The 23,367-nt window shown below is 58.7% G+C and carries 24 protein-coding genes; 9 read left to right on the top strand and 15 right to left on the bottom strand.

Features of this window, described 5'->3' with window-relative positions:
- Positions 1 to 23 precede the first annotated feature (23 nt).
- The 3 genes from nth to ABJM03_RS14515 are packed head-to-tail and all read left to right on the top strand — an operon-like array spanning position 24 to position 2,256.
- Positions 24 to 677 (top strand): endonuclease III, encoded by a 654-nt coding sequence (gene nth, locus ABJM03_RS14505; RefSeq protein ID WP_348418561.1) that lies wholly within the window; start codon positions 24 to 26, stop codon positions 675 to 677.
- Positions 674 to 1,666: an adenosine kinase gene (locus ABJM03_RS14510; protein ID WP_348418562.1), complete on the top strand. Its 993-nt coding sequence runs from the start codon at positions 674 to 676 to the stop codon at positions 1,664 to 1,666. Before nth ends, ABJM03_RS14510 begins: the two co-directional genes overlap by 4 nt.
- Positions 1,666 to 2,256, top strand: a complete 591-nt coding sequence (locus tag ABJM03_RS14515) for a GNAT family N-acetyltransferase (RefSeq protein ID WP_348418563.1) — start codon at positions 1,666 to 1,668, stop codon at positions 2,254 to 2,256. Before ABJM03_RS14510 ends, ABJM03_RS14515 begins: the two co-directional genes overlap by 1 nt.
- Positions 2,257 to 2,268: 12 nt before the next feature.
- Here ABJM03_RS14515 and ABJM03_RS14520 read toward each other — a convergent pair whose 3' ends face one another.
- Complete coding sequence (locus ABJM03_RS14520; protein WP_348418564.1) at positions 2,269 to 2,751, bottom strand: RNA pyrophosphohydrolase; 483 nt, start codon at positions 2,749 to 2,751, stop codon at positions 2,269 to 2,271.
- A 155-nt stretch (positions 2,752 to 2,906) separates the two neighbouring features.
- On the opposite strand from ABJM03_RS14520, the gene ABJM03_RS14525 reads away from it, so the two are divergent.
- The 3 genes from ABJM03_RS14525 to ABJM03_RS14535 all read left to right on the top strand — a co-directional run bounded on the left by ABJM03_RS14525 (position 2,907) and on the right by ABJM03_RS14535 (position 6,990).
- Positions 2,907 to 4,934, top strand: coding sequence for an NADPH-dependent 2,4-dienoyl-CoA reductase (locus tag ABJM03_RS14525; protein ID WP_348418565.1), 2,028 nt, complete (start codon positions 2,907 to 2,909; stop codon positions 4,932 to 4,934).
- A gap of 68 nt (positions 4,935 to 5,002) precedes the next feature.
- Positions 5,003 to 5,938, top strand: a complete 936-nt coding sequence (locus tag ABJM03_RS14530) for a zinc transporter ZntB (RefSeq protein WP_348418566.1) — start codon at positions 5,003 to 5,005, stop codon at positions 5,936 to 5,938.
- A gap of 146 nt (positions 5,939 to 6,084) precedes the next feature.
- Positions 6,085 to 6,990 carry a LysR family transcriptional regulator gene (locus ABJM03_RS14535; RefSeq protein ID WP_348418567.1) on the top strand — a complete coding sequence of 302 codons (906 nt, stop codon included), beginning with the start codon at positions 6,085 to 6,087 and terminating at the stop codon, positions 6,988 to 6,990.
- 108 nt (positions 6,991 to 7,098) lie between these two features.
- On the opposite strand, the gene ABJM03_RS14540 is transcribed toward ABJM03_RS14535, so the two are convergent.
- Genes ABJM03_RS14540 through ABJM03_RS14555 form a run of 4 tightly spaced genes read right to left on the bottom strand, consistent with a single transcriptional unit; the run spans position 7,099 to position 10,045 of the window.
- Positions 7,099 to 8,046: an OmpA family protein gene (locus ABJM03_RS14540; RefSeq protein ID WP_348418568.1), complete on the bottom strand. Its 948-nt coding sequence runs from the start codon at positions 8,044 to 8,046 to the stop codon at positions 7,099 to 7,101.
- On the bottom strand, positions 8,043 to 8,612 hold the full coding sequence (locus tag ABJM03_RS14545; protein ID WP_348418569.1) for a peroxidase-related enzyme: 570 nt from the start codon (positions 8,610 to 8,612) through the stop codon (positions 8,043 to 8,045). The genes ABJM03_RS14540 and ABJM03_RS14545 overlap by 4 nt, the downstream gene beginning before the upstream one ends.
- A gap of 12 nt (positions 8,613 to 8,624) precedes the next feature.
- A complete protein-coding gene (locus ABJM03_RS14550) occupies positions 8,625 to 9,329 on the bottom strand; it encodes a GNAT family N-acetyltransferase (protein WP_348418570.1) in 705 nt (234 codons plus the stop codon).
- Positions 9,326 to 10,045 carry a molybdopterin-binding protein gene (locus ABJM03_RS14555; RefSeq protein WP_348418571.1) on the bottom strand — a complete coding sequence of 240 codons (720 nt, stop codon included), beginning with the start codon at positions 10,043 to 10,045 and terminating at the stop codon, positions 9,326 to 9,328. Before ABJM03_RS14555 ends, ABJM03_RS14550 begins: the two co-directional genes overlap by 4 nt.
- A 46-nt stretch (positions 10,046 to 10,091) precedes the next feature.
- On the opposite strand from ABJM03_RS14555, the gene sfsA reads away from it, so the two are divergent.
- Positions 10,092 to 10,805 carry a DNA/RNA nuclease SfsA gene (gene sfsA, locus ABJM03_RS14560; protein WP_348418572.1) on the top strand — a complete coding sequence of 238 codons (714 nt, stop codon included), beginning with the start codon at positions 10,092 to 10,094 and terminating at the stop codon, positions 10,803 to 10,805.
- Positions 10,806 to 10,822: 17 nt separating this feature from the next.
- Positions 10,823 to 11,647 carry a type I methionyl aminopeptidase gene (gene map, locus ABJM03_RS14565; protein WP_348418573.1) on the top strand — a complete coding sequence of 275 codons (825 nt, stop codon included), beginning with the start codon at positions 10,823 to 10,825 and terminating at the stop codon, positions 11,645 to 11,647.
- Positions 11,648 to 11,650: 3 nt separating this feature from the next.
- Here map and rsmD read toward each other — a convergent pair whose 3' ends face one another.
- Positions 11,651 to 12,208, bottom strand: coding sequence for a 16S rRNA (guanine(966)-N(2))-methyltransferase RsmD (gene rsmD / locus ABJM03_RS14570; RefSeq protein ID WP_348418574.1), 558 nt, complete (start codon positions 12,206 to 12,208; stop codon positions 11,651 to 11,653).
- The gene (locus ABJM03_RS14575) at positions 12,205 to 13,413 is read right to left on the bottom strand and encodes an FAD-dependent oxidoreductase (protein WP_348418575.1); all 1,209 of its coding nucleotides are present in this window, start codon (positions 13,411 to 13,413) and stop codon (positions 12,205 to 12,207) included. The genes rsmD and ABJM03_RS14575 overlap by 4 nt, the downstream gene beginning before the upstream one ends.
- 89 nt (positions 13,414 to 13,502) lie before the next feature.
- On the opposite strand from ABJM03_RS14575, the gene ABJM03_RS14580 reads away from it, so the two are divergent.
- A complete protein-coding gene (locus ABJM03_RS14580) occupies positions 13,503 to 13,991 on the top strand; it encodes a peroxiredoxin (protein ID WP_348418576.1) in 489 nt (162 codons plus the stop codon).
- 51 nt (positions 13,992 to 14,042) lie between these two features.
- On the opposite strand, the gene ABJM03_RS14585 is transcribed toward ABJM03_RS14580, so the two are convergent.
- The 8 genes from ABJM03_RS14585 to ABJM03_RS14620 form a co-directional block, all read right to left on the bottom strand.
- Positions 14,043 to 14,900: a mechanosensitive ion channel domain-containing protein gene (locus tag ABJM03_RS14585; protein ID WP_348418577.1), complete on the bottom strand. Its 858-nt coding sequence runs from the start codon at positions 14,898 to 14,900 to the stop codon at positions 14,043 to 14,045.
- A 5-nt stretch (positions 14,901 to 14,905) separates the two neighbouring features.
- Positions 14,906 to 15,196, bottom strand: a complete 291-nt coding sequence (locus ABJM03_RS14590) for a 4a-hydroxytetrahydrobiopterin dehydratase (protein ID WP_348418578.1) — start codon at positions 15,194 to 15,196, stop codon at positions 14,906 to 14,908.
- Positions 15,193 to 16,380, bottom strand: coding sequence for a GNAT family N-acetyltransferase (locus ABJM03_RS14595; RefSeq protein WP_348418579.1), 1,188 nt, complete (start codon positions 16,378 to 16,380; stop codon positions 15,193 to 15,195). Before ABJM03_RS14595 ends, ABJM03_RS14590 begins: the two co-directional genes overlap by 4 nt.
- A 58-nt stretch (positions 16,381 to 16,438) precedes the next feature.
- Entirely contained in the window at positions 16,439 to 17,209 is a 771-nt protein-coding gene (locus ABJM03_RS14600) for a glycerophosphodiester phosphodiesterase family protein (RefSeq protein WP_348418580.1), read from the bottom strand.
- Positions 17,206 to 17,664 (bottom strand): RidA family protein, encoded by a 459-nt coding sequence (locus tag ABJM03_RS14605; RefSeq protein ID WP_348418581.1) that lies wholly within the window; start codon positions 17,662 to 17,664, stop codon positions 17,206 to 17,208. Before ABJM03_RS14605 ends, ABJM03_RS14600 begins: the two co-directional genes overlap by 4 nt.
- Before the next feature lie 72 nt (positions 17,665 to 17,736).
- Positions 17,737 to 19,041, bottom strand: a complete 1,305-nt coding sequence (locus ABJM03_RS14610) for an HlyD family type I secretion periplasmic adaptor subunit (RefSeq protein WP_348418582.1) — start codon at positions 19,039 to 19,041, stop codon at positions 17,737 to 17,739.
- A complete protein-coding gene (locus ABJM03_RS14615; protein WP_348418583.1) occupies positions 19,038 to 20,774 on the bottom strand; it encodes a type I secretion system permease/ATPase in 1,737 nt (578 codons plus the stop codon). Before ABJM03_RS14615 ends, ABJM03_RS14610 begins: the two co-directional genes overlap by 4 nt.
- Positions 20,775 to 20,922: 148 nt before the next feature.
- Positions 20,923 to 23,157, bottom strand: coding sequence for a PBP1A family penicillin-binding protein (locus ABJM03_RS14620; protein ID WP_348418584.1), 2,235 nt, complete (start codon positions 23,155 to 23,157; stop codon positions 20,923 to 20,925).
- Between the last annotated feature and the right edge of the window lie 210 nt (positions 23,158 to 23,367).

Below are 23,367 nucleotides of genomic sequence, written 5' to 3' on the forward strand. Positions count from 1 at the left end.
AAACCTGCGCATATCTACCTGCTATGGAAAAGCCCTCAAAACAACTCGACTATCACACCATCCGCGCCATCATGGAGCGCTTTCACGAAGCTGAACCAGAACCAAAAGGCGAGCTGGATCACGTGAACGTCTACACTTTGGTCGTGGCTGTGGCCTTGTCAGCGCAGGCTACGGATGCCGGTGTGAACAAAGCCACCCGCGCCCTGTTCCAGATTGCTGACACGCCCCAAAAGATGCTTGATCTGGGTCTTGAAGGCGTGACCGAGCATATCAAAACCATCGGCCTGTTTCGCCAGAAGGCCAAGAACGTCATCAAGCTCAGCCAAATTTTGGTCGACGAATATGACGGCATTGTGCCCAATTCGCGCGCTGCCCTGCAAGGCCTGCCCGGCGTGGGGCGCAAAACCGCGAATGTGGTGTTGAACATGTGGTGGCAGCAGCCCGCCCAGGCCGTAGACACGCACATCTTCCGCGTCGGCAACCGCACCGGCATTGCACCGGGCAAAACCGTCGACGCGGTTGAGCGCGCGGTCGAAGATAACATCCCCGCCGATTTTCAGCTTCACGCGCACCACTGGCTTATTCTACACGGGCGCTATCATTGCAAAGCACGCAAGCCGCAGTGCCGGACGTGCATCATCAAAGACCTGTGCCAATACAAGGACAAAACAGAATGAAAACTTACGACCTCGTTGGCATCGGGAATGCCGTTGTAGATGTGATCAGCCATGCCGAGGATGCGTTCCTTGATAACATGGGCATCGACAAGGGCATCATGCAATTGATCGAGCAAGACCGCGCCGAACAGCTTTATGGTGCGATGGGCGACCGCGTGCAAACACCCGGCGGCGCTGTGGCGAACACCATCGCGGGCGTTGGCGCGCTTGGCCTGAACACCGCCTTTATCGGGCGTGTGCACGATGACGGTCTCGGCCAGTTTTACGCAAAGGCGATGACCGACAATGGCATTGATTTTGTGAACGCCCCTGTGGCTGGCGGTGATCGCCCCACCTCACGCAGCATGATCTTTGTCACGCCTGACGGCGAACGCTCGATGAATACCTATCTGGGCATCTCCACGGGCCTATCCTCGGACGATGTGCCTGCGGATGTGGCGGGCAACGCCAAGATCATGTTCCTTGAGGGCTACCTGTTTGACGAAGACGCAGGCAAGACCGCCTTCCGCGAGGCCGCACGCGCCGCCAAGGCAGGCGGCGGCATGGCAGGCATCACCATCTCCGATCCTTTTTGTGTCGAACGCCACCGCGCCGATTTCCTGCAAATGATCGAACATGAGCTGGATTTTGTTATCGGCAACGAGGCCGAGCTGAAATCTCTATTCGAGACAGACAACCTCGAACAGGCCATGACCCGCACTGCCGCAATCTGCCCCATCATGGTCTGTACCCGTGGCGGCGATGGCGTAACCCTGATCCGTGGCGGCGAGCGTGTGGATCTCCCTGCCCCCGAGCGCATCACCCCCGTCGACGCAACCGGTGCCGGTGACCAATTCGCCGCCGGTTTCATCTATGGTCTGGCCACGGGCCAATCGCTTGAGACCTGCGGGCGCATGGGCAACCTGTGCGGTGCCGAAGTCATCAGCCACATCGGACCGCGCCCCGAGAAAAACATGATGGACGAATTCCGCAAAGCCGGCCTTGTCTGATGCTTGAGCACGGAACCCACGATATTCCTGCGGGCAAATTGGCCGTGGTCGTGACCTATCTTGAAATGACATCCCGCGTGGCGACAAAAGACATCGCCGCCCCGCAGGGTGTTACCTTTCAGCGGATCAAACCGACACTTGAGGAATACCGTGACCTGTTCCAACGGGTGGGCGCGCATGACTGGCTGTGGTACGGGCGGCTCAGGCTGAACGATACCCAGCTACAGGCGCTACTCGACGATCCAAAGCGCCCGATTTACACGCTTGCAAAAGACGGCTGCCCGGAGGCGCTGCTCGAACTTGACTTTACCACCACTGGCGAGTGCGAGCTGGCCTATTTCGGCCTAACGCCCCGGCTTATCGGCTCGGGCGCAGGGCGCTACCTGATGAACCAAGCCATCGCGATTGCATGGGATGCCGGTGTGCAGCGTTTCCACCTACATACCTGCACCCACGACAGCCCGCAGGCGTTAGAGTTCTACCTGCGCTCGGGCTTTGCCGTTTACAAACGCAGGGTAGACATCGACGACGACCCCCGCTTGCTGGGCCTGCTTCCCAAGGGTGCTGCCCCGCGCATCGCAATTCTCTAAGCTTCAGACAGTTTAAAGTTTATCCGCAAAGGCCTTCAATACGGCAGCGTATACTTCGCGTTTGAACGGCACGATATTTTCCAACAGCGCATCTGCCGGCAACCATCGCCACGCGCTGAACTCAGGTATTTCCGTCTGGATATTTACCTGATCATCACTGCCCTTGAACCGCAGCAGAAACCACATCTGCTCTTGCCCGCGAAAGCGGCCTTTCCAGATGTTCGGCACCAGATCATGAGGCAGATCATAAGGCAGCCATCCGTCGGTCTGCGCCTCGATCTCAACCAGATCACGGCTGATGCCCGTCTCCTCCTCCAACTCCCGCAGGGCTGCATCGGCGGGATCTTCTCCCGCATCCACGCCCCCTTGCGGCATCTGCCATGCATCCGTATCGCGATCCAGACGCTGGCCCACAAACACCTCACCCGCCGCATTCAACACCATCACGCCCACACAAGGTCGGTAAGGGAGCTTTTTGATTTCTTCCGGTGTCATGTGATTTTCCAGTTTGTTGACCCAATCTGGCGCAACCCTACATCACCCGTGACCACGCGAAAACCAAAAGCAACCTGACGCCGCGTTCTTAATGACATCACAGCATGCCACAGCCATGCTATACAGACGTCAAATTTCGCCAGAAGGGTTTCCCCATGTCCAGCTACCCCAATATGCTTGCCCCTCTTGATTTGGGTTTCACAACGCTCAAGAACCGCGTCCTGATGGGGTCCATGCACACAGGGCTGGAAGAAACCAAAGACTGGAACCGTGTGGCCGAGTTCTATGCCACCCGTGCGCGCGGCGGTGTCGGCCTGATGGTCACCGGCGGCATAGGCCCCAACATGGAGGGATCGGTCCTGCCAGGTGCGGCCATGATGGTCAGCTATGCGGATGTGGCCAACCACAAAACAGTCACCGACCGCGTTCACGCCGCAGGTGGCAAGATCGCCATGCAAATCCTGCACGCAGGCCGCTATGCATACAGCCCCAAATGCGTGGCTCCCTCGGCCATCAAATCGCCGATCTCGCCCTTCCCCCCGACCGAACTGGACGCCGAAGGGATCGAAAAACAGATCGCCGATATCGCAGCCTGTGCAAGCCGCGCAAAAGAGGCGGGGTACGACGGTGTCGAGGTCATGGGTTCAGAGGGGTATTTCCTCAACCAGTTCCTTGTCACCCACACCAACAAGCGTACCGACGAATGGGGTGGCAGCTATGAGAACCGCATGCGCCTGCCAATCGAGGTGGTCAAACGTGTGCGTGAGGCCGTTGGGCCGGATTTCATCCTGATCTACCGTTTGTCGATGATTGATCTGGTGCCCAATGGATCGACCTTTGAAGAGGTTGTGCAGCTTGCCCAAGAGATCGAAAAAGCAGGTGCCACGATCATCAACACCGGCATCGGCTGGCACGAGGCGCGCATCCCGACCATCGCCACCTCTGTGCCGCGCGCCGCTTTTGCATGGGTGACCAAAAAGCTGATGGGCAAAGTATCGATCCCCCTCATCGCCTCCAACCGCATCAACAGCCCAGACGTGGCTGAGGAAGTCCTTTCTACCGGTTGTGCCGATATGGTCTCGATGGCGCGGCCAATGTTGGCGGATGCCGATTTCGTAAACAAAGCCGCCAATGGCCAAGCCGCCCAAATCGCGCCCTGCATCGGCTGCAACCAAGCCTGCCTTGATCACACCTTTAGCGGCAAAATCTCAAGCTGCCTTGTGAACCCGCGTGCCTGCTATGAAACCGAGCTGGTGCTCGAGCCCGCGGCAAAAGCCAAAAACATCGCGATTGTTGGTGCAGGCCCTGCGGGTCTATCAACCGCCATCGCCAGCGCAGAGCGCGGCCATACTGTCACCATCTTTGATCGCGCCTCCGAGATTGGCGGTCAGCTCAACCTTGCCAAACAGGTCGCAGGCAAGGAAGAATTCTGGGGCTTTGTCGACTGGTACCGCACCATGGTTGCTCATCACGGTATCACCGTAAAGCTGAACACCGAAGCCTGTGCCAACGATCTGGACGGCTATGACGAAGTCATCATCGCCACCGGTGTTGTGCCACGCGATCCACAGATCGAAGGACAGAACCGCGACAACGTCGTGAGCTATATCGACGTGCTGAATGGTACGGCAAAAGTCGGCGGTCATGTGGCCGTCATCGGCGCGGGTGGCATCGGCTTTGATGTCTCCGAGCATTTGGTCCACGAGGGCGAGAGCACCACACTCAACCTGCCGGAATGGATGCGCGAATGGGGGGTGGCAGATACATCTGACCACCGCGCGGGCCTTGCCCCCGAAGGGCCGCAGCCGCATAAACCCGCCCGCACCGTCACCATGATGCAGCGCAAGCCCTCCAAACCCGGCAAGGGGCTGGGCAAGACGACGGGTTGGATTCACCGTGCATCGCTCACCATGAAGAACGTCCAGATGATTGCCGGTGTGAATTATGAGCGTATCGACGATGAAGGCGTGCACATCATCTTTGGCGAAGCCCGTGAGAACCCGCAAGTCATTCCCGCCGACACTGTGGTGCTTTGTGCGGGGCAACTCTCGGAGCGTTCGCTTGCCGATGCGCTGGAAGCCAAAGGCATCCCTTGCCATGTCATCGGCGGTGCCGATGTCGCCTCCGAGCTGGACGCCAAACGCGCCATCGACCAAGGCATAAGGCTGGCCGCCACGCTGTAGCTTTCGGCGACTTTGCAACGCAGGGGCCAGATGGTATCAAAGGGGCCCAACAGCCCCGAGGACAGCTCATGCCCCTGTGTGTATTCGACATCTCCGAAGACGGCAGCAGCGCCACTCCGACCGGCTCAAGCCTGGAAGGCCCTGCGCGCTACCGTTGGTGGCATTTCGATCTGGCTGATCCCGACTTGCCCGAGTGGAGCAAAACCAACCTGCCTCTCATCCCTGCCGAGGCGCTTTTGCAACAAGAGACCCGCCCGCGCTGCGATGTGTATGAAGACGGGCTGATCCTCAACCTGCGCGGCATTAACCTTAACGAAGGGCAACGCACCGAAGACCTTGTTTCCATCCGGATGTGGGTCACAGATAGGGCAATTGTGACCGTGCGCGTGCGCCGCGTCTTTGCCATTCAAGACATCAACAAAGCCGCAATGGCGGGGTTTGCACCGCCGACTCCCGCCGCCTTTGTAACCGATCTTGTGACCCGCCTCACCGCGCGGGTTCAAGACGAAGTCGCCGCCGTAGCCAGACGCACCGAATTTTTCGAAGCCGCTCTCGAGGACGATACAGCCTCGATCCCACCTGAGCTGACCCAAACCCGCCGCCGCGTGATTAGACTGAACCGCTACCTTGATCCACAACGTGCAGCACTCACCAGCCTGTCAAAAGCTCCGCTGTTTTCCACCCCCGATCACCTTGCCCTGCGCGAATTGGCAAATCGCACCACCATGGCGGTTGAAGAACTGGATGCCCAGCGCGACCGGCTCAGTGCTGTGCAGGACGATCACGATCTGGAAACCGCCCGAAAACAAGCGGCGAACAGTTTCCTGTTGTCCGTGGGCGCGGGGATATTCCTGCCTATCAGCTTTCTCACAGGGCTATTCGGCGTTAACGTCGTCGGCATGCCCGGGATCGACGATCCACGCGCGTTCTACCTTCTGTGCATCACCATGACCGTGCTAAGCGCCATCCTTGTGCTCATTATCAGGCGGCTCAAATGGCTCTGAACATCTAGCACGAAACACACTGTTCCTCTGTTTCCTGACACGCAACGGTTACGCAAATACCTTCCCACTGTCCCACCTCCGCCCCCTTTGTGCCGCATTCCACCATCATAGATGCTCCTTGAATTAAGAATGAAGGGGATCGGCCAATGGACCGCCTGACAGAAATGGAAGCATTCGCCACTGTGGTGGATCAGGGCGGGTTTACGGACGCCGCCAAGAAGATGGGGATTTCAAAATCCGCCGTCAGCAAACACGTCTCGTCGTTGGAGGCGCGCCTTGGTGCCCGCCTTCTTAACCGCACAACGCGCCGTGTCTCCCCCACCGAAATCGGTCTGGCCTATTATGACCGCGCCCGCCGTGTGCTGAATGATGCAGGCGAAGCAGACGCGCTTGTCACCTCGATGCAATCTGCGCCATCCGGTCTGCTGCGTATCTCGGTTGCCACGGATTTCGGGGTCAACCACCTGTCGCCAGTCCTGTCAGAATTCTTGGGCGACTTTCCGGACATCACGGTCAACATGGTGCTTAACAACCGCTACGTTGAGCTTATTTCCGAAGGGTTTGACATGGCCGTGCGCATCGGGGAGCTAGAAGACAGCACTCTGCGCGCCCGGAAACTGACCGAGACAACCAAACGCATGATCGCTTCGCCCGCCTATTTTGAAAAATATGGCCGCCCTGAAAAGATTGACGATCTGAATGAGCACAAGCTGCTGCATTACTCCAACCAATCCAGCGGCAATGTCTGGAAGTTGACCGCCCCCTCGGGCGAAAAGCGTCAGGTGCGCACAGCCGGCTGGCTGTCGGTCAATGACGGGCAATCCCTACTCAACGCCGCTGTCTCGGGCCTTGGCATCGCTTATCTGCCGAGCTTTCTTTATGCGGACGCGATGGAGAAAGGCCTGATTGAGGATGCCATCCCCGATCTGCCGACCGAGACCCAAGGTATCTATGCTGTCTACCCGCCCGGCCGCTTTACCCAGCCCAAAGTCCGCGCCTTTATTGATTTTCTGGTCCACGCTTTTGCCGAAAAGGGCCCTAGCGACTGGTAAGCCAGATACCCCACACCACGTCCCCTCGGTGTACCTCTCCCCCGTTAGAACATTAGTTCTTTCGGGGGCTTTTTTGTTTACCGCTCCCCCCCTTGCCACCGCCGCCTGCTACCGGGAGAGCAGCACCGCTTCGACGCGTCTGTTCATCTCCCGCCCCTGCGGCGTTGCATTGCTGGCCAGTGGTGCAAGATACCCCGTACCCTCCGCCTCCAAACGTTCCGGCGCGATGCCATAGCGTGTGATCAAATGCTGCCGCACCGAACGGGCACGGTCACGCGACAAGGTCATATTTGCCTCAAGGCCACCCACATTATCCGTATGCCCAACCAACGCCAAAGCCATGTCCGGCTCTGCCAAAAGCACCGCGACCAAAGCCTCGAGGCTCGGGAATGGCCCCTCGCCTAAATTTGACGTACCGCTGGCAAACTCCAATCCATCCAGCGCCACATGGCCCTGCATCACAAGCGCCTCATCCAGCGGTGCAGAGGGCACTCGCTCCACTCCCGCCTGCCCTGCTGGCTGAGGCACCGCGCCAGCAACCTGAATAGTGGGGCCAAGATCGGTTTTTCCTGCCTGTATGATCTGCAGATAAGAAGCACCGCTCGAGGCGCTGGCCAATACGCTCACGACTTCGGTCGTATCGGCAATATCCCCGCGCACTGCGGTAACGACGTGATAGTTGCGGATGTTCACATACATATGCGGTGAGGGCAGCACTTCGGTCCCGAAACGGAAATCATACCCACCGCAATCCGGTGCCGCGCAATCCAGAACGATAGAAAAGCCCGCCTCCTGCAACTGGCTGCGCAAAGGCGCAATAAGCTGTAGCGGCGTCAGGCCAGCCACATCAATGCGCCACGCACTGCGGTTGACCGTCCCCTCGACCAACACATTGGGGACTTGGCCATCCGTAAAGCCACCGATGGGTGCCCGATAGCGATCCTGTACCGTGTCACGTGCAACCACCTGCCGCGCTGTGGCGGGTAATTGCAGATCGGCTGCGTGAACCGCACCCGCCACCATCACCGCGCCCAATATGCTCAGCCATATCCTCATCTGTTTTGCGCGTGATATTCTTTGTTCGGGCGCATATCCGACGCGCTGGCCACGCGGTTGGTCATGTTAAAGAAACCCGTCACGCTGGCGATGTCCCAAATATCGCGATCGCTAAAGCCAGCGGCCCGCAGCGCTTCGCGGTCGTCCTCTTCAATGACCTCAGGAGCCTCGGTCAGCTTGACCGCGAAATCCAGCATCATCCGCGTTCTGGGGTCCAGATCGGCCACACGGTAATTCATCACTAACATCTCACCCAGCACAGGATCACCCGACAACTCACGCACCGCAGCGCCATGCGCGGCCAAGCAATAGAAACACCGGTTCACCGCCGAGACAACAACCGCGATCATCTCACGCTCAAGCTTGCTCAGCGCGCTGTCGCCCAGCATCAGGTCGTTATACATCGCCGTAAAAGTGTTGAGCTTGTCGATATCAAACGCATAGGCGCGCAACACATTCGGGATCATCCCCAGCTTGTCGGTGCAAACGTCAAAATACTTTTGCGTCGGCGCAGGCAGCGGTTCAACCATCGGCAGGTTGAGGGCAGTAGGGGCGTCATCGGCCATGTGCTGGCTCCTTCAATCAGAGTGTTGACGGTAATGATAGGTGCCCACGGCCTCAAAGCCCAGCTTGGTATAAAGCGCGTTGGCGGCAATGTTCTCAGTCACGCAAAGAACCGCCAAATGCGTGGCCCCTTCCTGCTGCGCCCAAAAAGCAGCCGCGCGCATCATCCACTGCGCCACGCCCTGTTTGCGCTGATGCGGCAAAACCTCCACCGCGTGAACCATGGCCACGCCATCATGAATTCCGGCAAAAGCCGCGCCTGCGGGTTTTTCGTTCCAGCGCGACAGGATCGCAGTCTTATGCCGGGCGCGGTTCATCACCGCCAGACGGTCAGGTCCAACGCCGCCCTGCGCCCAAATCTCGGCCATGATCGCCAGTGGCTCCCAGATGGTAAAACATGTCACGGGCGGGATTTTTGTATCGGTCAACAGCGTGACGGGCGCCGCGTACAGCACAACCTCATCAATCCGCGCATAGCCACGCGCCTCCAACGCTGCGTCCAACACCTCGTCGCTTTCGCGGATCATAAACAACGGTGTCTGCCCCAAGCCGCGCATCGCCGCTTCGGCCTGCGCGATGTCGCCTGACCCTGTCGCCGCACTGACCCGTTTGCCGCCGCCTGCCCCCTCACGGATGGTCCAGCCGTCCACGTGGTGCCGATGCGCGGGGGGCCATGTGCCTTCGCACACCTCGTACAATCGCGCGGCATTAGGCGTCATGCGAAAGCAGCCTCAAGCTGTGTCATCGCTTCATCCAACAGGGCAGCATCCTTCCCCCGCACCACGATATTAGAGCCGTATTTCCCGTCCCGCTGAAACGGGTAGCTGCCCATGGACAGGCCGGGATATGCGGCGGCCAAATCGCCCAATGGCCCCGCGATATCCCCCTCGCCGCGGTGCACGGTCAGCGTTTTGCTGATCAGCGGTGCACCACCGGTCAGCGTGGGCAGCACGCTGGCCACCATCGCCTTGAACACGCTGGGCACACCAGCCATCACATGCACATTTTCAATGGTGAACCCGGGGGCCGAAGAGACAGGATTTTCAATCAGTTTTGCGTCGTCGGGTATCCGTGCCATGCGCAGCCGCGCCTCGTTCATCTCGGTACCGGCCTTATCGTAATGCGCCTGCAGGATCGCGCGGGCGTCTTCGCGCACGTCGATACGTTGGCCAAACGCTGCCGCCATACAATCGGCGGTGATGTCATCATGGGTCGGACCAATCCCGCCCGAGCTGAACACCGTGTCGTACCGCGCCGCCAGTGCCTTTACCGCATCCACGATCACGTCGTGATCATCCGCCACAATGCGCACCTCGGCCAAGGTGATGCCCGCCGCCGTCAGCTCCCCCGCGAGGTGATGCATATTGGCGTCCCGCGTCCGCCCCGACAGAATTTCGTCACCAATTACCAGCATGGCCGCCGTGGGGTTCGTCATCGTGCCTCTCCTTGAGCATGTCTCTCATAGGGTATAGCTCCCTGTCATGCGCTTTCAAACTGATCTTATCCCCGCCCGCCTGATCCGCCGCTACAAACGCTTTTTGGCGGATTGCACGCTGGAGGATGGCCGCGAAGTGATCGCCCATTGCGCCAATCCCGGCTCGATGATGGGGTTGGCTGCGCCCGGCACAAAAGTCTGGCTTGAGCCGAATGACGATCCCAAGAAAAAGCTCGATTACGGGCTGCGGTTGGTCGACCATGAAAACGGGCATTTGACGGGGGTGGATACCTCCCTGCCCAACCGGGTACTGCGCGCCGCCCTCAAGGCGGGTGAGATTGCGGCGCTCAGCGCATATAAAACCGTGCGGCCAGAGGTAAAATACGGAACCAACAGCCGCGTTGATTTCCTGCTGAGCCAGAACGGGCTGCCCGATGCTTATGTCGAGGTGAAATCCGTCACCCTGTGCCGCAACGCGCCTTTGGCCGAATTCCCCGACAGCGTTACAGCGCGCGGTGCCAAACACATGCATGAGCTGGCCGAGGTTGCCCGCGCAGGCCACCGCGCCGTGCTGCTGTATCTGGTGCAGCGCACCGATTGCACCCATGTGGATATCGCCGCCGATATTGATCCCAAATACGCCGCCGCCCATGCAGATGCCACAAAAGCAGGCGTTGAAACGCTGTGTATCGGCACCCACATCGCGCCTGCGGGCATCACAATCGCAGGCCCTCTGGCCCTTGGCCGCCCTGCGGGGTAAAGAGGCACAAACAACTGATGGAGAGACCGGTGACAGACACCCACAAAGGTCGCACAACCAAAGACGGCATCCGCATTCACGAAGCGGCGGATTTTGCGGGCATGCACGCGGCAGGCAGGCTGGCCGCGACCATTCTGGACGAAATCGCAGAGCATGTGATCGTCGGCCAGACCACCGCCGAAATTGACCGCATCATCGAGGAAAAGGTCAATGCCGCCGGTGCCAAATCGGCCACCATCGGCTATAAGGGGTATCAGCATGCCAGCTGTATCTCGATCAACCACGTCGTCTGCCACGGCATCCCCGGCGATAAAAAGCTTAAAGACGGTGACATCGTCAACATCGACGTGACCGTGATTGTGGACGGCTGGTTTGGCGATACATCGCGGATGTATGTCGCGGGCAAACTATCGCGCAAGGCCGAGCGGCTGATCGACGTGACCCATCAAGCGCTGATGAAGGGCATCGAGGTTGTCAAACCCGGCAATACCTTTGGCGATATCGGCCACGCGATCCAGACTTTTGCCGAAGGGCACCGCATGTCGGTCGTGACAGATTTCTGCGGCCACGGCCTTGGCCGCGTGTTTCACGCCCCGCCAAATGTGCTGCACTACGGCAAACCGGGCACAAAAGCAGTGCTGGAGCCGGGCATGTTCTTCACGATTGAGCCAATGGTGAACCTTGGCCGGGCTGAAACCAAAACCCTCGCCGATGACTGGACCGCCGTGACCCGCGACAAATCACTATCCGCGCAGTTCGAGCATTCCATTGGTGTGACCGAAACCGGCTATGAGATTTTCACGCTTTCGCCAGCGGGCAAATTCCACCCCACCTACGGGTAAACCCTACGCCCCCGTATAGTGCAGCAGTGTCACATGCGTATCGCCGTATTTGCGGCGGTCCGTGCGGCTGAACTCGCGCGGCGCATGCATGGGGGCGTTTTCTTCCCAGACAATCGTCGCACCATCGGCCAGCCAACCGCCCTGCGCGGCTGCGGCCAATGCGGTCTGTCCCATGCCCTTGCCATAGGGCGGATCCAGAAACACCAGATCAAAGGGCGCTGAAGGCCATGCGCCTAAAGCGGTCGCGTCGTTGCGCATCACTGTGGTGGTGTCCTCCACTCGCAACTTTTTCACATTCTCCGCGATCAGCTTTTGCGAGGTGCGCCCGTTTTCCACAAACACCGCCTGTGCTGCGCCGCGCGACAGCGCCTCAAGGCCCAGCGCGCCAGTACCCGCGAAAAGATCCAGCACGCTTGCCCCGTTGATTACCCCAAGATGGGCAAGTGTTGAAAACAGGCTTTCGCGCACGCGGTCCGAAGTCGGGCGCAAATGCGCGTCTGCGTCCCCCTTCCCCACATCCGCCAACACGGTGCCGCGAAATTTTCCTGCAATGATCCTCATGCTTTCAACAGCGCCTTGAGATCAGATGAGGCGTCGGCCACCACCTCGGGTGCCGGTGATTTACCGCTCTCAATCAGGCGCTTGCCGACCATATAGCCGCGCGGGTCATTGGCAGCATCCACCGCCAGCAATTTATCCCCCGCATAATACCAAAACGATACCGGACCAGGGGCAGCACCGCGTGTCACCACATGGTCATACCCCGTATTCAGCCCCGCAATTTGCAGCTTTACGTCATATTGGTCCGACCAGAACCACGGCTTGGCCACATAGTCTTTTTCCGCGCCCATCAGATTTTCGGCGACAACCTCCGCCTGCTCGATCGCGTTTGGCACGCTTTCCAACCTGATCCGCGCATCCCGATAAGGGAAGGACGCACAATCGCCCGCGGCCCAGATGTTTGGCACATTTGTACGGCCCTGCGCATCCACCGCGATACCGTTATCCAGCGCGATACCCGCCGCCTCGGCCAATGTCGTGCCCGGGGCGACACCCACGCCGACGATCACAAAATCAACCGCCAGCTCTGTGCCGTCCGACAGCTTTGCGCCCGATACGCGCCCCTCGCCGGTGAGCTGTTCCAGCCCAACGCCTTCGCGTAGATCAACGCCGTGCCCCTTGTGCAGATCGCGGAAGAATGCGGATGTCTCGGGCGAAGCGACCCGCTGCAAAATACGCGGTGCCATCTCGACCAATGTGACCTCAAGCCCCAGCTTGGCCGCGACCGATGCCGCCTCTAGCCCGATATAGCCACCACCGACAATCAGCACCCGCGCGCCTTTGACAAACTGCGGTGCCATCGCATCTACATCGGCCAACCCGCGCACCACATGCACGCCTTCCAGCGCGCCACCGATTGCGGCAGGCAGGCGGTGCGGGACCGATCCAGTGGCCAGCACCAGATCATCATAAGCCATCATCCCGCCCGCCACAGCGATTTGATTATTCGCCGTATCAATCGCATCCACAGAAGTATCCAGCAGCAGCTCAATGCCGTGCTCTTCGTAAAAACTGTGCGGGCGCAGATACAGACGCTCAAGGGCCATATCGCCCATCAGATAAGCCTTGGACAGCGGCGGGCGCTGATAAGGGGGCTGCGGCTCTGCACCGATCAGCGTGATTTTGCCGTCAAAACCACCATTGCGCAGCTTCGCCACGCATGACGATCCCGCCTGCCCTGCTCCGATAACAACGATGTGGCGCATAGATAAACTCCCTAGGTACACTGGCCCTGCACGTGCCCAGACCCTATATCTGCATCAAGGATAAACACAATCACATGAAAGGTGATCCAATGCCCATTTCCCAAGGCGATACACTGCCCGATGCCACACTTGTCCAAATGGGCAGCGAAGGCCCCGCGCCGGTCAAGATCAGCGATCTGACCAAAGGCCGCAAAGTTGTCGTTTTTGCCGTGCCGGGTGCGTTCACACCCACTTGTAGCTCGGCGCATGTGCCCAGCTTTATCCGCACAAAGGACCAGTTTGACGCAAAAGGCGTGGATGAAATCATCTGCGTATCGTGCAACGATCCCTTTGTGATGCAGGCATGGGGCGATGCAACAGGTGCCACCGCTGCTGGCATCACGATGCTGGGCGATTCTGCTTCAGAGTTCACAAAAGCCATCGGCATGGATTTTGATGCGCCGCCTGCGGGCCTTGTTGCACGGTCCAAACGCTATGCAATGCTGGTCGAAGACGGCAAAGTCACCCTGTTGCAAGCCGAAGAAAACCCTGGCGTCTGCGACGTCTCGGGCGGTGAAAGCCTGCTCGACAGCATGTAACCAATACGCGAACAGGGCCGCAAATCCATGCGGCCCTGCTCGAAAGACACTCTATTCCGCTGCGGCCTGAACGATGGTGCGCGTCGGGAAGGGAATATCAATATTGCCCGCGTCCAACGCCTCTTTGACCTTGCGGGTCATATCCGCGCGGTAGGCAAAATAGTCTGACGCATTGCACCACACCCGCACCAGAAAATCGACAGAGCTGTCGCCAAGGTTCGTCACCTGAATAAACGGCTCGGGATCGGTATGGGACCGTTCGTCCCCCATGATCGTGTCGCGAATAATCTTTTCCGCAGCACCCAAATTCGCGCCATATCCGACGCCGAATGTCCATTCCGCGCGACGTGTGTCATTGGAGGAATAGTTGGTGATGATATTGCCCCAAACATCCGCATTCGGCACAATCACCTGCACATTGCTAAGGTTTGCAAGCTCGGTGAAATTCAGGCTGATGTGTTTGACCGTCCCCATGTAATCCGCCACTTCTACGAAGTCGCCTATCTTGATCGGGCGGAACAGGATCAGCATGACACCGGCCGCGATGTTGGACAGCGTCCCCTGAAGCGCCAAGCCAATGGCCAGACCCGCCGCACCGATGATCGCCACCACAGAGGTCGTTTCGACCCCGAATGTGTTGAGCACAAACAGGATGGTGAAACCCATGATGACATAGCGCGCAATCGAGGCCAGAAATTCGAACAGCATGTCATCAAGGTGTTTGTTCGCCTTGCTCAGCTTTACGATCCGGCGCTGCACCCAAGCAGAAACGATCCAGCCCAATACAAGGATCGCAACCACGCCCAGAATGGAACCCGCGGCCGAGGCCATCGTTTCCAGCGTCAATAAATCGCCCAAGGACTTGCCCTGCCAAATCTCTGTCTCAAGTATCGTGTCGAAATTTTCCATAGTCTTTAAAGTCCGTCCATCTTTCTTGCCAATTTGGCGTCCAACGCACTCAAACCGCCCACATCATGTGTGGTCAGGGTGACTGTGACGCTATTGTAAACATTCAACCATTCCGGATGATGCCCCCATTTTTCGGCCCAAATCGCCGCCCGGGTCATCCAGCCAAACGCATCCACGAAATCATCGAACTTATAAGTCTTGGTAATCGCATCGCGCTTGTCGGCCATCTTCCAACCGCTCTCGAACAACGGGCCTAAAACGGGGCCGCGTGTCTCTGCGCTTAGTATTTCTGTCATTCCTGTTCCTCAATTTCTGTCTTTTTGAAGGGGCCGTAATCGGTCAGCACCTCGATTTCTTCTTCAACAGCGGCCCGCTCTGCCCGCAGATAGTCCCCCACCGCACGGCCAAATCCCGCATCCCGCATCCAGTGCAGCGACCACGTGGGCGTCGGCAAATAGCCCCGCGCCAGCTTGTGTTCGCCCTGAGCGCCCGCTTCAACAGTGCCCAAACCCAACGCAATCGCGATGTCGATCGCTTGGTAATAGCACAGCTCGAAATGCAGGCAGGAGTGATGCTCCACGCAGCCCCAATATCTGCCGTACAACGCATCAGCGCCGATAAAGTTCAACGCACCGGCGATCCACCGCCCGTCCCGTTCAGCCAGAACCAGCGCCATGTCATCGCGCAGCTCTTCTTGGGCAATCGAAAAGAACTCCCGCGTGAGATAAGGCGTGCCCCATTTGCGGGCACCTGTGTCTTGATAAAATGTCCAGAACGCATCCCAATGCTCGGGTTGCAGATCATCGCCCGTAAAGGTCTGGATTGTGCCACCGAAACCCTGTGCGGTTGCACGCTCCTTGCGCATGTTCTTGCGCTTGCGCGAGCTAAGGCTGGCCAGAAACCCGTCAAAGTCTGCATAATTCTGGTTGCGCCAATGAAACTGCTGGCTCTTGCGCGCCATCAGGCCCAACGCTTCGGCCCGTTCTGCCTCTTCGCCCGTGCAAAAAGTGATATTGAGCGAGCTGAGGTTGTTGTTATCCGTGAGCTGGACAGCCCCCTGAACCAGCGCGTTAAAGCCCGTGTCCTCGAACCCCTGCCGCGTCAGGAACCTGCGCCCTGTGGCGGGCGTATGCGGCACAGCAATTTGCAGCTTGGGGTAATATCGCCCGCCTGCCCGCTCATAGGCATGAACCCATGCGTGGTCGAATATATACTCGCCCTGCGAATGGGATTTGGCGTAAAGCGGCGCAACACCAATGATCTCGCCCTCGATTGTTGCGGTCAGGTATTGCGGCTGCCAGCCCGTGCCAGGCCCGACGCTGCCGCTGTCCTCAAGCGCCTTGAGAAAACGGTGCGTGGTAAACGGATCATTAGGGCGCCCACCCGCCAATGCCTCGGGGCAGGCACAGGCATCCCAATCGGCCGCATCAATATCGGCAAGCGATCCGATGATGGTGATCTCGACATTCTGCGCGCTCATCGGCTAGGCATCCCCGTTGCTGTTGCGTGCCCTATAAGTGGCCCGCAACACGGGATGTTCAAGCATCCAGAGTGGCGTTATAGCCCTCGAAAGTGACTGTATCGGCCACTTTGCGCGCCTGTGCCTCTTGTCCAGCACTGCGCACAGTCCAGCAGCAAATCATAACCCCTGCCGCCTTCAGCTCGGCCACGCGCGGGCGATCCAGATCATCAACCTGATGGCTGATGAACGACGCCCCCACCCTGTCGTAATCAGGGATCTCACGCAGATAGTCGCAGGTATCCGAAGACAAGGGCCACTCGGACGTCCGGTAGGAGGACGTCACAATACCGCGCGGAATATGCGGCGCGAGTTCTTGCATCATCGCAACCGAATGCGGATTGAAAGACATCACCGCAACATCGCCCACATACCCTTCAAGCGCAAAGGCAACCGCACGCTCCAGCGGGCCGATGTTGGGGCCCATTTCGCCATCTTGATCCTTGATCTCGATAACCAGAGGGACCTGCCCCGCCACCAACGCCAAGACCTCGGGCAGATCGGGGATGCCTTCATCCCCGCCCCGCAGAGGCGTTTGACGCAATTGATCCGCATTGAACAGCTGCACCGCCCCCTGCACATCCGTGAGCCGCTCCAGATGGTAGTCATGAAACACCATCGCAGCACCATCACCACTTAGCTGCACGTCGATCTCGATGCCATAACCTGCCGCAATCGCAGCACGGATGGCAGCACGCGAGTTTTCAGGCCGGCCCTGTGACACATCATGCAAAGCACGATGCGCCAAAGGCGTGGCAGCAAAGACGGGGGGCAAAGCAGTGGCGGTCATTCGATTTCAAAGATGCCTTCGATCTCGACAGCAACGCCCAGTGGCAGCGCGCCAGCCGAAACCGCAGAGCGCGCATGACGGCCCGCATCGCCCAATGCCTCAACCAGAAAATCAGAGCAGCCGTTGATGACCTTGGGCTGATCGGCAAAATCCTTGGTGGAGTTCACAAAACCGGTGAGTTTCACCACGCGCTTGAGGCGGTCGATATCGCCACCGCAAGCGGCCTTGACCTGTGACAACAGTTGCAGCGCGCAGGTTTGGGCCGCTGCTGCACCTTCTTCAACGCTCATGTTTTCGCCCAGAACACCAAGGATCAGCCCGTCATCGGTCCGCGAAATCTGGCCGGACACATAGACAATGTTACCCACCTGCACAAAGGGGACATAGTTTGCCGCCGGCGCAGAGGCGTCCGGAAGGGTGATGCCAAGATCGTTCAGACGTTTTGCGATGCTCATTTGAGAAGCTCCTTGATCAAAGTGATTTTGCCGGACGCTACCCCTGATGCGGGCGGTGCGAAAGACCCATGATCAGGTTTCACGCCATGACTTTACAAAATAATCTGTCACCGGTTTGAGCAGATAGGTCAGAGGGGACCGATCACCGGTTTTGATGAAGGCATCCACCGGCATACCGGGCAGTAAAACAGTACCCTCCGCCAGCCGCTCTACCTCGCCGGGTTGCAATGCAATCTCGGCCCTGAAATAGCGCCCGCCTGTGGTTTCGTCCTCCAGCGCATCCGCCGAAATCAACATGACCTGACCGATCAGTTCGGGCGTGGTGCGTTGATCCAATGAAGACAGCCGCAGGTTTACCTCTTGGCCTACGGATATTTCATCGACATTTGTGGGCATCACCTGAACCGCGATGACCAATGGCCGGTCCTGCGGCACCAAAAACATTAACGGCTCGGCTGCGCGAATGACCGACCGCGGCGTTGTCACCTGCATGGAATAGACGATTCCCGACACAGGCGCGCGAATGTCCAGACGGTCGATCTGCGCCTTCAGCGCGCGGCGTTGTTCAATCAAAGACAGCTCTTGATAGCGGATTTCGCGCAGTTGCGTGATCGCCTCTTCGCGCGCTGATGCCTCCAGTTGAAGGCCAACAATCTCGATCTCGGTAATGCGCCCCTCGGCCTGTGCACGACTGGACACCAAACGGCCGACCTCACCGATCAGTTGCGCCTTTTCCTGATTGAGGCGCATCACCGATGCCGCCTGAGCCAACCCCTGTTCCAGCAGCCTTTGCTGGTTCTCCAACTGCGGATCAATCATGCTCAGCTGCGCATCAAGCGCCGCCTCCTGCGCCCTGATCCCGACGATCTGATCCTCGATCTGATTACGCTGCTTGCCCAGCTGGTCGATCTCGCGATCCGTGCTGTCGCGGCGCGCATTGAACAGATTTGTCTGGCCATCCATCAACTCTTTAGCATCTGCGCTATGCGCAGCGGCCTCGATCAGCTCTTGAGGGAATTCGATTTCATCTTGTTCGTCGCGCTGCGCTTCGAGCCGGCCACGCCGTGCCATCAGTTCAAAAAGCTGCCCCTCGATCAGCGCCAGCTCCGAAGCGGCCTGTTGTGGATCAAGGCGCAGCAATAGATCACCGGCCGAGACAAGATCCCCCTCGTCCACCAGAATCTCCGAAATGGTGCCACCCGTATCATGCTGTACCACCTGCCGGTTGCGGTCGACTTCGATTTGTCCGCTGGCCACGATTGCGCCCGCGATATTAGAGGTCACAGACCAATAACCGAACCCGCCCAGCAAAAGCGCCAGCCCGAAAAAGCCGATCAACAGCGGGCGCGTTGCGCTCCATTTGTTCGCAGCACTCACGTGACACCTCCCGCATGGGCCGGTGCCTGCGCGATGTCTTTGTGGTTTTGCACCATACCTTTGAGCACCTCATCCTTCGGCCCAAAGGCTTTGCGCATGCCACCGTCGAGCACCAACAAGGTATCACACTCCTGAATGGCCGCAGGCCGGTGCGCCATGATCAACACCGCCCGCCCTGAATCCTTCATCCCCCGGATCGCCTGATTAAGTGCTTGTGAGCCCAGATTATCCAGATTCGAATTCGGCTCATCCAGCACGAGGATCACCGGATCATCATAGAGCGCACGCGCAAGGCCGATCCGCTGCATCTGCCCGCCAGACAGGCGGACCTTCCCCGCGTGAATAACCGTATCATAGCCGTCCGGCAGCTCCAGAATCATCTCATGCGCGGCGGCCATCTTTGCGGCGGCAACAACCTTGGCCGCATCAGGCACATCCGCAAGCCGCGCGATGTTTTGTGCAATGGTCCCGTCAAACAGCGCCACGCGCTGTGGCAGATAACCGATATGCCTGCCCAATGTCTCGGAGCCGTAATGCTCCAGCGCGGCCCCATCAAGGCGGACCGAACCGCCCGCTGGCCGCCAGACACCGGTGAGCGTGCGTGCAAGGGTCGATTTCCCCGCTCCAGACGGACCAATAACACCGACCGCCTGCCCGGGCTGCACCTGAAACGAGACCGATTTTAGCGATGCCTGTTTTTCACCGGGCGGAACCACTGTGAGGTTTTTGGCCACAAGAACCGCACGCGGTTTGGGCAGTTCGGTCCGCGGATCTTCGGGGCGCACCGTCCCCAATAGCGCGGCCAGATTTGCCCATCCCGTCATACCGCGCTGGACAAGCGCCCATTGATTCAACCCCATCTCGACAGGGGCCAAAGCACGCCCCAACAGGATAGACCCCGCGATCATGGCCCCCGGCGTCATTTCGTCCTGCAAGACAAGATACGCCCCCATACCCAGCATCGCCGACTGTAAAAACAGCCGGATTGTCTTGGTCATCGAGGTAAAGGTGCCCCCGACGTCGGTTGCCTTGACCTGCCCCTCAAGCGTTTGACTGCGCGCTTTTTGCCAGCGCGCGAAAGCAGCGTCGCGCATCCCCATGGCCTGCACCATTTCAGCCTCGGTACGGATCTGGTCCGCCATGGCTGTCGCTTGCTGACCGGACAGCGCCGCGCGCGCCTGCGCCCCGCGTGACAAATACTGGTTGGCAATCGCGATCACGATCAAAACTGCAGCGCCGCCCAATGCCATATATCCCAGATAGGCATGGAACACGAAAATCCCCGCGAAAAAGATAGGCGTCCAAGGCAAATCAAACGCAGCGACCAAGACCGGCGAAGTGATCAACCTCTGGATCGCTTCAAGGTCGGCAAGGCTGGCGTTTGTCTTGTCATCGGGAATAACTGCGGATTTGCGCACCACCGCGTCAAACACGCGCCGGTCCAGATCATCCTGAAACCGCGCGCCGACACGCGCCATAATCCGGCCGCGGGTATAATCCAGCACACCCATGACCGCATAAAGAAACACCACCAGCAACGACAAAGCCACCAACGTTTCCTGACTGCCAGAGCCCAGCACACGGTCATAAACCTGCAGCATATATATCGGGCCGGTAAGCATCAAAAGATTAGCAAAGGCAGAAAACAGGCCAACCGCCCAATACAAAGCACGGCTGCGCTTGCGTACTTGGCGCAGCTCCTCGCGACCAGCTTTTACAAAATCGCTTTGCATAAATGCCTTTCCAATGCCCCACCTCACCAGTGGGATATTCAAATCAATATTCTGCTTCGATAATTTAATACTCTGAAATCTATACTAACCATGTACTCTACTGCGGTGTCATTCGACAAGGCTATAGCACGCTACCGTCCGGCACAGATCAGTTGCCGCCGCCCAATACACCGCCAAAGATATCCTGCAACACCTGATCAATGATGTTTCCGGGCCGGGACCTTTCGCGCTGTGCCGGCGCTGGTGCGGCAGGTTGGGGCGCGCTGGGTGCCGCTTCGTTGACATCCCCCTCAAACACGACCTGAGCAGGCGGCGCGGGCAGGATCATCGGCAGCGGCTTTACCGGCACGCCCTCGTGCACACGAGTCATGACCTCCCGCCAGATTTCCGCAGGCAGCCCGCCGCCGGTCACACCCTTGAGCGGCGTATTGTCGTCATACCCCATCCAAACACCGGCCACATAATCCGCAGAGAACCCGATAAACCATGCATCTTTTGCCGCCGATGTTGTGCCGGTTTTACCTGCCAACTGCCGCCCGCCAAACTGCGCCCGCTTGCCCGTCCCCTCCGAGACGACCTTTTCCATCATATAGATCAGCTGCCCCGCAGCTTTATCCTGAATAACACGCTCGCCGATGCCGCCGCCCGTTCCCATCAAAGGCTCGTTATCACCGCGCAACCGCAGATCAACCAACCCGTAGGGCGTGACAGAAGACCCACCGTTAAGGATACCGGCAAAAGCACCCGTCATCTCGATAAGCGTGCTCTCCGATGCGCCCAAAGCCAGCGCAGGGCCCGCGGCCAGATCATTCTTGATCCCGAATTGCGAAGCCACCGTACTTACCGTCTCGCGGCCAACCTGTTCTGACAACTTTACCGCCGGAATATTGAGCGATTGCGCCAGCGCGTTCGTCAGCGTCGTCGGCCCGATAAAACGGTTGGTATAGTTCTTGGGACACCACTGTCCCGAACCGGGGATGTTGATGCAATACGGGCTGTCATCAATCAGGTCATTCGGTGAATACCCCAGATCAAGCGCCGCTGCGTAGACGAAAGGCTTAAACGCAGAGCCGGTTTGCCGCAGCGCCTGTGTGGCGCGGTTGAATGCACCGGTTACTTTGGATTTGCGCCCACCAACCATCGCGCGCACCGCGCCATCCGCGCTCATCACAACGATGGCCGCTTGCGCCTTTGAACCTGCGCGCACCTTGTTGTCAAAGACCCAGTTCAGCCCTTCCTCGGCTGCCTTTTGCATCCGCTGGTCCAGCGTGGTGCGAATGATGACATCCTCGGTCGTGTCACGGGTAAAGAACTCAGGCCCGGTGGACATCACCCAATCGGCAAAATACCCACCCGCGCGTGCTTCCGCGGCGTCCGACAGCTCTCCGGGGTTGGCAAGGGCATCTGCAACCTGCTCATCGGTCAGATAGCCCTGTTCGTTCATCAAACGCAGGACCGTTGCGGCGCGATTGCGCGAACGTTCCAGATTGGCCGTAGGAGAAAGCGTGCTGGGGGCGGTCAGCAAGCCCGCGATCATTGCAGCTTCGGATGCGCTGACGTCTGCGGCCGATTTCCCGAAAAACCGCTGTGCCGCTGCTTCGGCACCATACGCCCCACCGCCCATATAGGCGCGGTTCAGGTAGATCGACAGGATATCATTCTTGGAATATTTCGCCTCCATCGCCATCGCATAGACGGCTTCCTTGGCCTTACGCTTGAGCGAGCCGCGACGGCATTCCGCCTCGTATTGCGCCTCGGCCAGGCCCGCCGAAGGGTCGTAAGGCTCCCCGATGCACAGCAGCTTTGCTGTCTGCTGGGTGATCGTCGAACCGCCGTGCCCCGAAAGCGGACCGCGGCCCTCGCTCAGGTTAATACGCACCGCCGATGCAATCCCGCGCGGGCTAACGCCAAAGTGTTTGTAGAAACGTTTATCCTCGGTCGCGATGACCGCGTTCTTCAGATGTGGCGATACACCCGTCGCCCGCACAGCACCGCCAAACTGGTCTCCGCGCCACGCAAAAACCTCGTCGCTGCTATCAAGCATCGTAACAGAGCCTTTCGCCCGCCCGTCCAGCAAATCCTCAACCGGCGGCAAGGTCGTATAAAAATATCCGACGATCAGGGCCAGCATCGCAACAACCACAAGCGCAGTCCGCGAAAAAATCACCCAGATCAGACGAAGGATCCAGCGTGCCAGCGCCGACAAAAACCCAAGCACACCACCCTTGCGCGGGCCCGCGGGCTTGCGGGGCCGTTTGGTTTTGGCCTTCGGCTTTGCTTTGGCCTTGGCTTTAACTGCCGCCTTGGACGCCACAGGCTTTGCCTTGCCGCCATAGCGGTTTTCCGCCACCAAAGGGCGTCTACGCTTGGATGAATCAGTCATTTACTTGGGCCTGCTCGGCTATTGTTTTACCGCACCTTACCTGCAGTGGGGCGAATTGTTTAGCGTTTGATTAACGTCGCCGCCTTCTTAAACTGCACGTTTTTTACACAAAATCTAATTTTAGCCTATTTTTTACTCAAAATGACCGACAATCCAGAGCACCTCCCCTGCGTCGCGCTTTCCTTTGGAACCCGTTATCCGGTTTTCTGC

Origin of the sequence: Sulfitobacter sp., from assembly GCF_039977885.1 — a bacterium.
Lineage (GTDB): Bacteria > Pseudomonadota > Alphaproteobacteria > Rhodobacterales > Rhodobacteraceae > Sulfitobacter.

What these genes read in the sequence shown, in the direction of transcription:
- nth (WP_348418561.1), top strand. Translation starts at nt 24, where the DNA reads ATGGAAAAGCCCTCAAAACAACTCGACTATCACACCATCCGCGCCATC.
- ABJM03_RS14510 (WP_348418562.1), top strand. Translation starts at nt 674, where the DNA reads ATGAAAACTTACGACCTCGTTGGCATCGGGAATGCCGTTGTAGATGTG.
- ABJM03_RS14515 (WP_348418563.1), top strand. Translation starts at nt 1,666, where the DNA reads ATGCTTGAGCACGGAACCCACGATATTCCTGCGGGCAAATTGGCCGTG.
- ABJM03_RS14520 (WP_348418564.1), bottom strand. Translation starts at nt 2,751, where the DNA reads ATGACACCGGAAGAAATCAAAAAGCTCCCTTACCGACCTTGTGTGGGC.
- ABJM03_RS14525 (WP_348418565.1), top strand. Translation starts at nt 2,907, where the DNA reads ATGTCCAGCTACCCCAATATGCTTGCCCCTCTTGATTTGGGTTTCACA.
- ABJM03_RS14530 (WP_348418566.1), top strand. Translation starts at nt 5,003, where the DNA reads ATGCCCCTGTGTGTATTCGACATCTCCGAAGACGGCAGCAGCGCCACT.
- ABJM03_RS14535 (WP_348418567.1), top strand. Translation starts at nt 6,085, where the DNA reads ATGGACCGCCTGACAGAAATGGAAGCATTCGCCACTGTGGTGGATCAG.
- ABJM03_RS14540 (WP_348418568.1), bottom strand. Translation starts at nt 8,046, where the DNA reads ATGAGGATATGGCTGAGCATATTGGGCGCGGTGATGGTGGCGGGTGCG.
- ABJM03_RS14545 (WP_348418569.1), bottom strand. Translation starts at nt 8,612, where the DNA reads ATGGCCGATGACGCCCCTACTGCCCTCAACCTGCCGATGGTTGAACCG.
- ABJM03_RS14550 (WP_348418570.1), bottom strand. Translation starts at nt 9,329, where the DNA reads ATGACGCCTAATGCCGCGCGATTGTACGAGGTGTGCGAAGGCACATGG.
- ABJM03_RS14555 (WP_348418571.1), bottom strand. Translation starts at nt 10,045, where the DNA reads ATGACGAACCCCACGGCGGCCATGCTGGTAATTGGTGACGAAATTCTG.
- sfsA (WP_348418572.1), top strand. Translation starts at nt 10,092, where the DNA reads ATGCGCTTTCAAACTGATCTTATCCCCGCCCGCCTGATCCGCCGCTAC.
- map (WP_348418573.1), top strand. Translation starts at nt 10,823, where the DNA reads ATGGAGAGACCGGTGACAGACACCCACAAAGGTCGCACAACCAAAGAC.
- rsmD (WP_348418574.1), bottom strand. Translation starts at nt 12,208, where the DNA reads ATGAGGATCATTGCAGGAAAATTTCGCGGCACCGTGTTGGCGGATGTG.
- ABJM03_RS14575 (WP_348418575.1), bottom strand. Translation starts at nt 13,413, where the DNA reads ATGCGCCACATCGTTGTTATCGGAGCAGGGCAGGCGGGATCGTCATGC.
- ABJM03_RS14580 (WP_348418576.1), top strand. Translation starts at nt 13,503, where the DNA reads ATGCCCATTTCCCAAGGCGATACACTGCCCGATGCCACACTTGTCCAA.
- ABJM03_RS14585 (WP_348418577.1), bottom strand. Translation starts at nt 14,900, where the DNA reads ATGGAAAATTTCGACACGATACTTGAGACAGAGATTTGGCAGGGCAAG.
- ABJM03_RS14590 (WP_348418578.1), bottom strand. Translation starts at nt 15,196, where the DNA reads ATGACAGAAATACTAAGCGCAGAGACACGCGGCCCCGTTTTAGGCCCG.
- ABJM03_RS14595 (WP_348418579.1), bottom strand. Translation starts at nt 16,380, where the DNA reads ATGAGCGCGCAGAATGTCGAGATCACCATCATCGGATCGCTTGCCGAT.
- ABJM03_RS14600 (WP_348418580.1), bottom strand. Translation starts at nt 17,209, where the DNA reads ATGACCGCCACTGCTTTGCCCCCCGTCTTTGCTGCCACGCCTTTGGCG.
- ABJM03_RS14605 (WP_348418581.1), bottom strand. Translation starts at nt 17,664, where the DNA reads ATGAGCATCGCAAAACGTCTGAACGATCTTGGCATCACCCTTCCGGAC.
- ABJM03_RS14615 (WP_348418583.1), bottom strand. Translation starts at nt 20,774, where the DNA reads ATGCAAAGCGATTTTGTAAAAGCTGGTCGCGAGGAGCTGCGCCAAGTA.
- ABJM03_RS14620 (WP_348418584.1), bottom strand. Translation starts at nt 23,157, where the DNA reads ATGACTGATTCATCCAAGCGTAGACGCCCTTTGGTGGCGGAAAACCGC.